The sequence below is a fragment of the Pseudomonas arvensis genome, assembly GCF_056688935.1.
In genome coordinates, this window is the sequence record NZ_CP162038.1 from 1,758,400 (window position 1) to 1,770,955 (window position 12,556).

Genomic DNA, 12,556 nt, shown 5'->3' on the forward strand with positions numbered 1-12,556 from the left:
CCTAGTTCTCCAGCGACACCGGCAGATCGTAACCATGGTTCTTCAGCAGCGCATGACGCTGGGCGACTTTGAGATCTTCGCGAACCATCTCGGCACACATTTCCTGTGCGGTGATTTCCGGTACCCAACCCAGCTTGGTCTTCGCTTTGGTCGGATCACCCAGCAGGGTTTCAACCTCAGCGGGACGGAAGTAGCGCGGGTCGACGCGAACCAGTGTGTCCCCGACCTTGAGTGCTGGGGCGTTGTCGCCAACGATGGACTCGATAATGGCGCATTCGTCCACGCCGGTCCCTTCAAAGCGCAGGGTCAGGCCGAGTTCGGCTGCAGACCAGCGAATGAAGTCACGAACGGAATATTGCACGCCTGTCGCGATCACGAAATCTTCAGGGGTATCCTGTTGCAGCATCATCCACTGCATGCGGACGTAGTCCTTGGCATGTCCCCAGTCGCGCAGTGCATCCATGTTGCCCATGTACAGGCACTGTTCAAGGCCCTGGGCGATGTTTGCCAGGCCGCGCGTGATCTTGCGGGTCACGAACGTTTCGCCGCGGCGTGGAGATTCGTGGTTGAACAGAATCCCGTTGCAGGCGTGCATGCCGTAGGCTTCACGGTAGTTGACCACGATCCAGTAGGCGTAGAGCTTTGCTACCGCGTAAGGCGAGCGCGGATAGAAGGGTGTGGTTTCTTTTTGAGGCGTTTCCTGCACCAGTCCGTAGAGTTCTGAAGTGGAGGCCTGGTAGAAGCGGGTTTTTTTCTCCAGCCCGAGCAGGCGGATTGCTTCAAGAATGCGCAATGTTCCCATTGCATCGACATCGGCGGTGTATTCAGGCGATTCGAAGCTTACCGCTACGTGGGACTGCGCGCCCAGGTTGTAGACCTCGTCAGGCTGCACTTCCTTGATGATACGGGTCAGGTTGGACGAATCGGACAAGTCGCCGTAATGCAGGATAAAGCGCTGGTTATCAACATGCGGGTCCTGGTAGATGTGATCAACGCGCTGGGTGTTGAAGGACGATGCACGTCGCTTGATGCCGTGGACCTCGTAGCCTTTTTCCAACAACAACTCAGCCAGATAGGAGCCGTCCTGGCCGGTGATCCCGGTGATCAGCGCTTTTTTCAGGGTCATGTCTACGTCCTAGAATTCTTTGAATATGTAGTTAAATTGCATTTAGCATGCTGGTAATGATATCGGTCATCGTCGACTTTGCCTTCCAGCCCAGAACGCGTTCGGCCTTGGCAGGGTCCGCGCGACTGATCAGCAGGTCTGTTGGCCGGAAGAACTCCTGCGATTGGTCGACATAGTCCGTCCAGTCGAGTCCCAATTGTGTGAATGCTTCAGCAACGAATGCTTCAAGTGTGTGCGTCTGGCCGGTGGCGATCACGAAATCACTCGGTTCATCGCACTGCAGCATGCGCCACATGGCATCGACGTACTCTGATGCCGCTCCCCAGTCACGAGCAATATCCAACCGTCCAAGCGTCAACCGTTCGCCCGAACCCGCAGCAATGCGCTTGGCCGTACTTACAATTTTTTGTGTAACAAACCTGGATGGGCGTAATTCGGATTCGTGATTGAACAGGATACCCGTACACGCAAAAAGATTATAAGCCTCACGATAATTATCGACTAGCCAGAAAGCAGATGATTTAGCCACCGCATAAGGGCTGCGGGGATGGAATGTGGTGTTCTCTGACGCCGGTTCACCATTCGTGTCGCCGAAGCATTCGCTGGAACCCGCTTGGTAAAAGCGAATGGGCCGCTCGGTCATCCGGCAGGCCTCAAGCATGTTCAGCGTTCCAAGGGTGATGCTTTGGATGGTTTCGGCGGGCTGTTCAAATGACAATCCGACAGACGACTGCCCGGCGAGAAAATACACTTCGTCAGGCTGGCTGCGTTTCAGCGCCATGAATACACTGCGAAAGTCTTCTGGCACCATCGACAACAATTTCACCTTCGAGACAATACCCAGTCGCTTCAGGTTGGCGAATGAAGAGCCCTGAGCGTCTCGCGAAGTCCCCCAGACGGTATAGCCCTTTTCGAGTAGGAGCTTTGCCAGATAAGCACCGTCCTGACCACTCACGCCACAAATCAGGGCTGTTTTTTCTGAGTATTCCAAAAAATCACCTTTATAAGGACTTGTAGATCGAGAGTGTTTCCTGGGAGCAGCGCTGCCAGGAAAACTGCTTCAACCGCTCACGGCCACGCTCAATCAATCTCGCGATTTCACTGTCAGAGTAAACCACTCTTTCTATCGCTCCGGCCATTTCGTCGCCATTGAGTGGGTCGAACAAGGCCCCTGCATCGCCGATGACTTCGGGCATTGAACTTGTACCGCTGCTGATGACGGGGCAGCCGTGCGCCATGGCCTCCAGTGGTGGAAGACCGAAACCCTCATAAAGAGAGGGATAGACGAAGGCTTTGGCGCCTTCGTAAAGTTGACCGAGGACCGCGTCATCACCGCCGACCTGGCGTACCTGTTCGGCGGCAAAACCTAACCGTTGAACCTGCTCCAACTCGCTTGGCGAAAAGGCACCGCCGCCGAAGGCGACAATATCAAAGTCGGCCTTGAGGCGTTTCGAGTGGGAAACCGCATTCAGTAAGCCGGAGAAGTTTTTGTAACCGTGTCGACTTCCGACATACAACAGATAAGGCTTGACGGGCGAGGCGGCCGTTTCCCGGGCGCAGGGTTTGAACTGCTCGAACCCCAGGTGTGCCACCGATAGTTTGCTTTCGGGCACCGAGAACAGTTTCATCAGGTCCTGGCGGGTGCTCTCCGAAATGCAGATGACATGATCCGCTCGCTCAACGGCGCGTCGCTTTAACGCCGTTGTCTGGTCCCGGGCGGAGAAATTCTCGGGGAACAGTTCGTGAATCATGTCGTAGACAGTCAGTACGATCGGGCAGCCCTTCGGGGCAGCGCTGAAACGTGAAAAATAGGTTTCATGCACAACCTCAGGCTTCCAGGCACGTATGGCGCGCTGACCCAGCAGGTGGTTGTAGATCAGCGCCAGCCGCGTCGTACGAGGCGGGTACTGTTCGGCTTTCTGGCCGTGGACAATGCCCTCGGCCAGGTCGTTGAGATAAAAGTTGCGGTGAAGCGGCGAGAAAATGCCCACCTCGTTGCCGGTGATGGCCATCTGCTCGGCAATGCGAGAAAAATAGCGAGAAATGCCGCCGTAGTTTTGTAGGCAGAATATCTGGTGATCAAAAGCAACGCGCATTTTTATGCTTCGCCTCGTGAGAAATAAGACCTTGATAGATCAGGAAATCGAGTGTGCACCTTAGCAAAATCAGTGCCTCTGGCGGCTGTTTTGGTGCGGTGACGGGCCAGCATTCTCAGAGCGGGTTTCTCCACTCGATTTTTCGGGCAGCAAAGCGGATGACAAATACGCGGAGCCCAACGAGCAGGTAGGTGGCTCCCAGGGAGAATGCCATTGTGAAAGGGTTGTTTAACGCCCAAGTGTCGAACAGTGCTCTCATTGCAAACAGCGCACATAAGGCGATGGCGGCGGGTATCAGGATTGTTTCGGTGTACCAGATTCTGGCCGGTTTGATACTGAGTTTTCGAAAAATAACGGGTGAGCATATCACCACGTAACTCACGTTCAGAATCAACCAGGGCAATGCACTGCCGTCCAGTCCGTAGTGGGTGGCCAGGTAGTAAGTCAGCGGGATGATGAATACAACAGCCACAGCGTTCTGCCATACGCTGAACCGCGTCCAGCCGTGGGCCAGTTGGAGTGCGTAAGGCATCTGCATGAATGCATAGAACATGGTCCCAATCGCCAGAAACCATAGCGGAGTACTGGCTAGTGCCGCAACGTGTTCATCTCTCGTCCATAACAGCAATAACGGCTGGCTATATAGCGCGACCCAGATAGAGAATGGGATCACCAGCAATGAAAGTACTTGGCTGGCCCTTGTAAACGTGCCAAAGGTTTCGACGTTGTTGTGTGTAGTGACAAGGGATACCAGTTTTGGGTAGTAGACATTAAACACTGGAGAGACCAGCCGGAATGCCACCGAACCCACGGTCCAGGCCAGCATGTAACACCCGAACTCCTTGAGTGGGAGTATTTTTGACAGGATGATCTTATCCACTTGCATTAACAGAAAAGCAAGGATGTTGGTGGTCGCTACGCCTGCCGCAAAGCCACCGAGGCGTTTAATGATGTCCGTGGAAAATACGCCCACTTCTCGCCACTCTGGAAGTTCACTGATCAGTTTTCTACGCAATACCAGAACGGTGGCGAGGCTGTTGATGCCCTGCCATATCAGAAACCACTCTACAGTCGGTGAAACAATCCATAAAACCAACGCCGCGCCGGCGGCACGCGTGGTGGCGAATACAGAACTTATCGAGTTCAGTGTGACGTGTTTTTGAAGTCCGATGAGGCCGCCATAGTAAAGCCCGATAGGGAACTGTAACAGCAGTGCAATCCCCATTATTCTCAGCGAACGCGTGGCCGATTCAACGTTGTCCGCATTGACGGTGAGCCAGTGGTCAGCTATCAGTGGGGCCAGCAGTGTGATGCATGCACCGAGCGCGATTGCGACAGACCAGAAGATACATTCCACGCTTTTAATGGTCAGTACTATCTTTTGTTTTTGGGCTGTAGAGGCGGCTTCATAAGTGGATGCCTCTCGCGATGCCACGGCCCCAAATCCGCCGTCAAACATCGTCATGGCTGACGAAAGAATGATGAAAAATCCAACCAGCCCGTAACCTTCTACACCAATGAACTTAAGGTAGAGTGGAACAAAGCAGATACCCATCAGGGCGATCCAGCCTTGCCCTACAAAGTTGGCGGAGATATTTTTAAATAGGCCACTCATTCGCCGGGGTCCTCAACGTGCCCGCTCAATAGGCAGGGTCCATGCGGGGTATCAATGAAATCGAAATAAGGTTTCGATTGAGTGAGCAACGTACTCTTTGACGGTATGACCCTAAACAGAGCAAGTAATAAAATCGTGTATTTCATTATAGAAAAAGATGTGCTGACGTGACGCAGGGAACGAGGATATGGCGGGTCTCGGGAGGGCGTGTGCCCAATCCGTTCGCCAACATTGCTGCCGTCATGGGAAACCTCTCCTGCAAGCGCCTTTGAAACCCGCTCAATCAACTGGTGGGTGGGGGCGAAGACCCATATGGCACGAGTGCTACAGCAGAATTGGCAGGCGGGGAGACTAGCATAGACTCTTGAATTTACATATTAAAAAGCGCCATTTATGTGGCGCTGCAGCCGCCCGATCCCAGGACCAAGAGGATTTTCTGAGGTTGCGTGGATCGATGCGTTCGACGACAAGCCGGGCGCTCGCGCAGAACCTGTGGTACAGGCTTTCGCATGCACTTTCAAACCTGTGGCGTGCCATAGATGCCCTGTCTGCCCATTGCTTGTAGCGCTCAATATCGTATTGATCAATGTATACGCGATGTACAGTGCTACGAAACGCGTCCAGGCACGCTCGGAACCTGCGGAGTAAGGGCTTCAAGTGGTACTCTACGCCCCTTGCGAAGTGATGACGCGAGCGCGCAAAGTCGGGCCTCGCTGTGAACCCTGCTAAGTGCGGGGCTTTGGGCGTTGTAGACGCGCAGTTTGCTCGGCGTTTGAAGACTGGCGACGCGAGTACCTGAGCATGTTCAAACTTATCGGGAATTTCACCTGGGTCTTGCTGGTTGCTCCCTTTATTGCGAGCGACAGCGATTCGTGCAGGCGTGTGTAGAAAAATTGTGGAGCAACATGTTGATGTGTCTAGGCGGTTGGAGAATGCGGATTGAGTCATAAGAAAACATTCTTCGTGACCGGAGCAAGTGGCTTTGTCGGGGCTGCGCTTGTAGAGCGTCTTGCGTCGAATGCTGATTGTCAGGTGCTTGCACTCGTACGTCGTGACGATGTGGTATTGCCTTTGGGGGCGACCAGGGTGCGCGTGGGTGAAGACTACCTTGCCTCGGAGGACCTGCCTCTCACCGGTGTTGATGTGCTGGTTCACTGTGCGGCCCGTGTTCACGTGATGTCCGATGCATCGAACGATCCGTATTCGGCCTATCGCCGGATCAATGTAGAAGGCACGTTGAGGTTGGCCGAGCAAGCCGCGCGGTCGGGGGTCAAGCGTTTCATTTTTATCAGTTCGATCAAAGTCAATGGCGAGGGTACCCGGCCAGGGGAAGCGTATACGGCAGATGATCCACCCGCCCCGGCTAGCCCATACGGCGTCTCCAAGATGGAGGCTGAGCAGCAACTTCAGTTGCTCGCTCAGCGGACCGGCATGGAGGTCGTTATTATTCGTCCCGTCCTCGTGTATGGCCCGGACGTGAGGGCGAACTTTCGCAGCATGATGGTATGGCTGAACAAAGGCATTGCCTTGCCGCTGGGGGCTATCCGCAGTCAGCGCAGCTTGGTGGCGCTGGATAACCTGGTGGACCTGATTGTGACGTGTCTTCAGCATCCCGCAGCGGCCAATCAGGTGTTTCTGGTGAGCGACGGTGAGGATATGTCGACCACGGAACTGTTGACCCGTATTGGGCTGGCATTGCACAAGCCTGCGCGGCTGATTCCTGTTCCCGCGGCCCTGCTGCGCTGGGGCATGTTCCTGATCGGGCGCAGAGGAATGGGGCAGCGCCTGTGTGGCTCTCTACAGGTTGATATCCAAAAAACGCGTGAGCTCCTGGGATGGACACCGCCTACATCCGTGACGGTCGCTTTACGCAAGACGGCAGAGCATTTTCAGGGGAGTTTGAAGTAGTGGTGTGTGTGAATATGAACCCGACAGGGAGCCGTTGATGAACCACTTACTTTGGCTCGTGCCGATTGTCGCCGTCCTTGCAGGTGTATTGACTTGGTTATTGCGCGGTTATGCACTGTCCCGAAGCCTGATTGACGTACCCAACGCACGCAGCTCTCACTCGGTGCCCACGCCCAGGGGCGGCGGTGTCGCGATTGTTGTGAGTTTTCTCGTCGCGCTGCCCCTGTTGTTCGTGAGTGGGGCGGTTTCTCCCGCCCTCACCTGGGCACTCATGGGGGGCGGTGCAGCGGTCGCGGTGCTGGGCTTTCTCGACGATCATGGTCACATTGCCGCACGTTGGCGTTTATTGGGACACTTCAGTGCCGCCTCATGGGCACTCTTCTGGATCGGCGGTTTACCCGCTGTGAGCTTGCCGGGCATTACCACCGACCTCGGTTGGGTGGGCCATGTGGCCGCTGTTTTTTACCTGGTATGGGCACTCAACCTTTACAACTTCATGGACGGCATTGATGGGTTGGCGAGTATCGAGGCGATGTGCGTATGCCTCGGCGCCTGCCTGGTCTATTGGCTGGGCGGGTATGGGGCGGCTATCTGGGTGCCACTGTTATTAAGCATGGCAGTGCTGGGGTTTCTCTATTGGAATTTCCCTGCGGCAAGAATATTCATGGGCGATGCCGGCAGTGGTTTTCTCGGGTTCGCCCTTGGCGTGCTGTCGCTGACTGCGGCCTGGCAGAATGCCAATTTGCTGTGGGTCTGGTTGATTCTCTTGGGTGTGTTTATTGTCGATGCAACATTGACGTTGATCCGGCGATTGGTGCGGGGGGACAAAGTCTACGAAGCCCATCGCAGCCACGCCTACCAGTTCGCGTCTCGTGAAGTGGGCAGTCATTTGCCTGTGACGCTGTCGGTCCTGGCGATCAATGTGCTGTGGCTGACCCCCATCGCAATAGGCGTCGGTGTTTTGGGTTTGAATGGCCTGCTGGGATTGGTTATCGCTTATACGCCATTGGTCGTTTTAGCCATCAAGTACAAAGCCGGTGAGCTGGAAACCTGATGTTATTTTTGCAGTAAACGCGTTATAGAGGCGGTGAGCGTTTAGCCGCGAGTAAAGGAGCTGCACAGGTGTTTGAAGGGTTTATGGGTACCATCCGGTCATGTCTACTGGGCCTTCCTCGGCGAAGGAAGCGCTTTCTGCAAGTCATCACAGACGTTCTCCTGGTCTGGCTGGCATTGTGGATGGCGTTTGTCGTTCGCCTAGGTGTGGACGATATGATCAACCCTGTGGCGCAACACTTCTGGCTGTTTTTGAGTGCGCCAGTGGTGGCTATTCCGCTTTTTGTGCGTTTCGGAATGTACCGCGCCGTGATGCGTTATTTCGGTAACGATGCGTTGATCGTGATAATCAAGGCGGTCAGCCTGTCCTCTCTGATTCTGGGGGTCGTGGTTTACCTGTACAGCAATCATCAGGCCGTCGTACCTCGTTCTATTATTTTCAACTATTGGTGGCTGAGCGTGATAATGGTCGGCGGATTGCGGCTGGCCATGCGCCAGTACTTCCTCGGCGATTGGTTCACGGCTGCGCAGCATGTGCCATTCACCAGCCGGGAAGACGGTTTGCCGCGAGTTGCAATTTACGGTGCAGGCGCCGCAGGCAACCAACTGGTCGCTGCTTTGCGCATGGGCCGCGTCATGCGCCCGGTTGCGTTTATCGATGACGATGATGGTATTTCTGACCGCGTCATTTCAGGGTTGCAGGTTTATAAGCCCAAACATATCCAGCGGATGATCGAAGCCACTGGCGCACAGGAAATCCTTCTGGCCATACCGTCTTCCAACAGAGGCCGTCGACGCGAGATCTTGGGGTTTCTGGAAGGTTTTCCGTTGCATGTACGCAGCGTGCCGGGGTTTATGGACCTTGCCAGCGGGCGGGTCAAGGTAGATGACATCCAAGAAGTTGATATCGCTGATTTGCTTGGGCGCGATACCGTTCCCGCGCAATCCGAACTGCTGGAACATTGCATCATGCGACGAAGCGTTCTGGTGACGGGGGCCGGAGGTTCGATAGGCGCTGAATTGTGCCGCCAGATATTGACGTTGAATCCGACGACGTTGTTACTGTTTGAACACAGTGAGTTCAATCTTTACAGCATTATGTCTGAGCTTGAACAGCGCATCGCCCGAGAGTCGCTATCGGTTAGACTGCTCCCTATCCTGGGATCGGTACGTAACCCGAACAAACTGCTGGATGTCATGAAAACCTGGCGGGTAGACACCGTGTATCACGCGGCTGCCTATAAGCATGTGCCGATGGTCGAACACAATATCGCCGAAGGCGTACTGAACAACGTGATCGGCACACTCAATACCGCACAGGCTGCTCTCCAAGCCGGCGTTTCCAACTTCGTGCTCATCTCGACCGACAAGGCTGTACGTCCCACCAATGTCATGGGCAGTACCAAGCGCCTTGCCGAGTTGACCCTTCAAGCGCTGAGCCGGGAGCTGGCGCCTGTGCTGTTTGATGATAAAACGAACATTTCCCGCGTCAATAAAACCCGGTTCACCATGGTCCGGTTCGGTAATGTACTGGGCTCTTCCGGTTCGGTTATCCCGTTGTTTCACAAGCAAATCAAGTCGGGTGGGCCTATCACGGTGACTCATCCGAAAATCACCCGCTACTTCATGACCATTCCCGAAGCCGCACAGTTGGTGATTCAGGCGGGCTCAATGGGCCAGGGCGGCGATGTATTCGTCCTGGACATGGGGGAGCCGGTGAAGATCGTAGAATTGGCCGAAAGAATGATTCATCTCTCGGGCTTGAGCGTGCGCTCCGATAGAAATCCCCAAGGCGACATCGCCATCGAATTCACCGGCCTACGCCCCGGTGAAAAGCTTTACGAAGAGTTACTGATCGGCGACAACGTTGTCGCTACACGACACCCCATGATCATGAGCGCCAACGAAGATCATTTATCCTGGGATGTGCTCAAAGACAAGCTGACGGAGCTGCTGGCCGCGGTGGAACAAGATGAATACACCCGCGTCCGCCAACTCCTGCGCGACACTGTAAGCGGCTACTCCCCTGACGGAGAAATCGTCGACTGGATCTACCAGCAACGTCGCTTGGAACCCTGATTTAACACTCTGTTACGCAAGCATTTTTGACGAATCCCCAACATCACCTAAGTTTGAAAAGCAGCTTCGGAAAAGCTGCTTTTCCCTCAACGATGTCAAGGAGCGTCACCCATGCAGAAAACCTACATTTCTTCGCTGATCTTCGCCTTCCTCACAACCCTCTCCGTCGCCGCCACCGCAGCGCCGTCCATCAAGCCAGAAGCCCCAACCCCTGTCACCGCGCAGATGACTCAGGTCGAGCAGTCCGCCAAGGTCAACCTGAACGCCGCCGACGCCGAGACCCTGCGTCGGGATCTGTTCGGCATTGGCGCGGCCAAAGCCAAGGCGATCATCGCCTACCGCGAAAGCAATGGTCCGTTCACGGCGGTGGATGAGTTGTTGGAAGTGAAGGGGATCGGCAAGGCGTTGCTGGAGAAGAACCGCGACAGGTTGGTGATCAACTAAACGTCCAAGAGGCCGGTCATTGATCGGCCTCTTTCTCCTGCAGATTTTGCGTTTTCAGGTTCTCCCGTACTACTTCCATGATCCGTCTTGCCAATTGTGGATCTTCAACACTCCTGGCCAAGACCAATGCGCCTACCAGTGTCGACATCATCATCAGACTTTCTGCGTCGCAACGTCCCGCGCCCAGTGCCGTTTCAATTTGCTTGAGCCTTGCGTCGAGCACGTGGTCGGTGGTTGCACTGGGTTGGCCTCTCAAGCCCAGTTCGGAAGACATAGTTGGCAACGGGCAGCCCTGGTCCGGTGAGGTCAGGTGCCATTCCGACAGGTAGCTGTCGATAAACGCGTCCAGCGGCCGTTCCTGGCTGAACAGCATGTCGCAATGGGCATCCAGGTCGGCCGCCGCAGCCTGTAGCGCTTTTTCCACCAGCTCTTTCTTGGACCTGAAGTGCGCGTAGAAGCCGCCATGGGTCAGGTTGAGCGCTTTCATCAGCGGCTGCAGGCCGGTGGCGTCGATGCCGTCACGGCGAAAGCGGGCTGACGCTTCCTTGATGATGCGTTGGTGGGTCTGGGCTTTGTGGTCTTGGGAATAACGCATAGGGCGGCCTCGGTGACAGGCTGGCATTTTAACCAACCTGAACTTTTTTACACGGTTGGCGAAGCTAAGGTGTTGGCATGAAAAGTGATTACCTCTACGCAAAAGATTGTTCAACAATCGTGAGGGAATGATGACTCCCAGTTTGTCTTTAGCCGACCAGATTGCCTTGGAGCTGCGCGCCGACATTATCGGCGGGCGGTTATTGCCAGGTATGGCATTGGTCGAGGTGGATCTGGTCCGGGCCTACAGTGCGTCGCGCAACACCATTCGCGAAGCCCTGCACCGTTTGGGTCAGGAAGGGCTGACCCGTCACGTGCGCAACAAGGGTGTGATGGTCCGGCGACTGCAGCGGGAGGAGGTTCGCGACCTGTTTGTCGTGCGCCGCACCCTCGAATTGCAGGCGATCGCCGACAGCAGCGCGTTGACGGATGAACAATCTGAACGCATGCAAAACGCCATCGACGCCACCACCCTGGCCCGTGAGCGCGAAGACTGGCGCGCCGTGGCCACCCACAGTTTGTTGTTCCATCAGCACATTGTCGGGTTGATGCGCAGCCCGTTGTTCGATGAGTTTTTCGCCCAGGTCATCGCCCAATTACGCTTGGTGTTTTGCGCGGCGCTCGATGAGCAGCGATTCCAGTCGCCCTGGCTGGAACGTGACCGCGAGATTTACACGTTACTGGTCCAGCCGAATAAAGCCGCGGCAGGGGAGGCGATGAGCCTGTACCTGGAGGATTCCGAACGCATCTCGTTGGCTCTTTTTACCCACCCCTGATTGAGGATCTGCACCATGTATAAAGACTATCCGGCCGCTTATCAGGTCAGCAAAGGCTCGGCGTTGCAGGTCGATACGGCGTTTTACGAGCGTATTCGTGACCGGGCGGATCAGCGCACGTTGATCGAACAGTTTGAAGTGCCGATTCGCACGGGCAGGGCGTGGAAGGTGCCGGCCGGGCATGTGTTTCGTGTCACCACGCCGGTGGGGCCGCAGGTGGGTGACTTTAACGTATGGAATGCCAATGACCCTCGCGAACGTCTTTGGGCGGCGCGCACCCGCCAATTGCAGGGCGCTCATGTCAGCACCCATGACCGCTTGTGGTCGAACCTGCCGTTTTTGCGGCCTTTGGTTACGATCACTGATGACAGCCTGGCCGGCTACGGTATCGACGAGCACGGCGGACGCTTGCATGACTTGCTTGGCACGCGTTGTGACCCTTACGTGAACCGCATGCTGACGGGGGAGGATTTCCATCACCACTGCCACTCCAACCTGACGCGTGCGGTGTTGCCCCACGGTCTGACGGAATTCGACGTGCATGACGTGTTGAATATTTTCCAGTGCACCGGTCTCAATCACGACGACATGTATTTCATGAAGGCGTGTCCTGCACAGAAGGGCGATTACCTGGAGTTTTTTGCCGAAATTGATTTGCTGTGTGCGCTGTCGACCTGCCCGGGTGGGGATTTGTCACTGCCGATGTGGGGCCCGGATGCGCAGGATCCACTGACGGTGTGTCGTCCGCTGGGTGTCGAGATCTATCAGTTGGAGGATGAGTTACTGAATGGCTGGAGCCAGCCAGAGCGTGCTGCCTACAAGGGGCAGCACGGGTTGCAGATTGCCAAGGCGGATTGGGAGTAAT

Annotated in this window: 11 protein-coding genes; 6 read left to right on the forward strand and 5 right to left on the reverse strand. The window is 55.4% G+C overall.

Annotated elements, in window-relative coordinates; genetic code table 11:
- Position 1: 1 nt before the first annotated feature.
- The 4 genes from gmd to AB3G88_RS08085 all read right to left on the reverse strand — a co-directional run bounded on the left by gmd (position 2) and on the right by AB3G88_RS08085 (position 4,837).
- Positions 2 to 1,126, reverse strand: coding sequence for a GDP-mannose 4,6-dehydratase (gene gmd / locus AB3G88_RS08070; protein WP_178075438.1), 1,125 nt, complete (start codon positions 1,124 to 1,126; stop codon positions 2 to 4).
- 31 nt (positions 1,127 to 1,157) lie between these two features.
- A complete protein-coding gene (locus AB3G88_RS08075) occupies positions 1,158 to 2,117 on the reverse strand; it encodes a GDP-mannose 4,6-dehydratase (protein ID WP_150674626.1) in 960 nt (319 codons plus the stop codon).
- A gap of 10 nt (positions 2,118 to 2,127) precedes the next feature.
- Positions 2,128 to 3,222 (reverse strand): glycosyltransferase family 4 protein, encoded by a 1,095-nt coding sequence (locus AB3G88_RS08080; protein ID WP_480453642.1) that lies wholly within the window; start codon positions 3,220 to 3,222, stop codon positions 2,128 to 2,130.
- Positions 3,223 to 3,337: 115 nt separating this feature from the next.
- Positions 3,338 to 4,837, reverse strand: coding sequence for a lipopolysaccharide biosynthesis protein (locus tag AB3G88_RS08085; RefSeq protein WP_099587322.1), 1,500 nt, complete (start codon positions 4,835 to 4,837; stop codon positions 3,338 to 3,340).
- Between the two features lie 939 nt (positions 4,838 to 5,776).
- Here AB3G88_RS08085 and AB3G88_RS08090 point away from each other — a divergent pair.
- The 4 genes from AB3G88_RS08090 (at position 5,777) to AB3G88_RS08105 (ending at position 10,321) form a co-directional block, all read left to right on the forward strand.
- The gene (locus AB3G88_RS08090) at positions 5,777 to 6,745 is read left to right on the forward strand and encodes a UDP-glucose 4-epimerase family protein (protein ID WP_099587321.1); all 969 of its coding nucleotides are present in this window, start codon (positions 5,777 to 5,779) and stop codon (positions 6,743 to 6,745) included.
- A 37-nt stretch (positions 6,746 to 6,782) separates the two neighbouring features.
- A complete protein-coding gene (locus tag AB3G88_RS08095) occupies positions 6,783 to 7,799 on the forward strand; it encodes an MraY family glycosyltransferase (protein ID WP_099587320.1) in 1,017 nt (338 codons plus the stop codon).
- Positions 7,800 to 7,882: 83 nt separating this feature from the next.
- Positions 7,883 to 9,877: a polysaccharide biosynthesis protein gene (locus AB3G88_RS08100; RefSeq protein ID WP_480454422.1), complete on the forward strand. Its 1,995-nt coding sequence runs from the start codon at positions 7,883 to 7,885 to the stop codon at positions 9,875 to 9,877.
- Between the two features lie 111 nt (positions 9,878 to 9,988).
- Complete coding sequence (locus tag AB3G88_RS08105) at positions 9,989 to 10,321, forward strand: ComEA family DNA-binding protein (protein ID WP_099587319.1); 333 nt, start codon at positions 9,989 to 9,991, stop codon at positions 10,319 to 10,321.
- 16 nt (positions 10,322 to 10,337) lie between these two features.
- Here AB3G88_RS08105 and AB3G88_RS08110 read toward each other — a convergent pair whose 3' ends face one another.
- The gene (locus AB3G88_RS08110; protein WP_191960201.1) at positions 10,338 to 10,916 is read right to left on the reverse strand and encodes a TetR/AcrR family transcriptional regulator; all 579 of its coding nucleotides are present in this window, start codon (positions 10,914 to 10,916) and stop codon (positions 10,338 to 10,340) included.
- Positions 10,917 to 11,046: 130 nt separating this feature from the next.
- Between AB3G88_RS08110 and AB3G88_RS08115 the strand changes: the two genes are divergently transcribed.
- Positions 11,047 to 11,691, forward strand: coding sequence for a GntR family transcriptional regulator (locus AB3G88_RS08115; protein WP_480453644.1), 645 nt, complete (start codon positions 11,047 to 11,049; stop codon positions 11,689 to 11,691).
- 15 nt (positions 11,692 to 11,706) lie between these two features.
- On the forward strand, positions 11,707 to 12,555 hold the full coding sequence (locus tag AB3G88_RS08120; protein ID WP_099587316.1) for an urea carboxylase-associated family protein: 849 nt from the start codon (positions 11,707 to 11,709) through the stop codon (positions 12,553 to 12,555).
- Position 12,556: the final 1 nt, after the last annotated feature.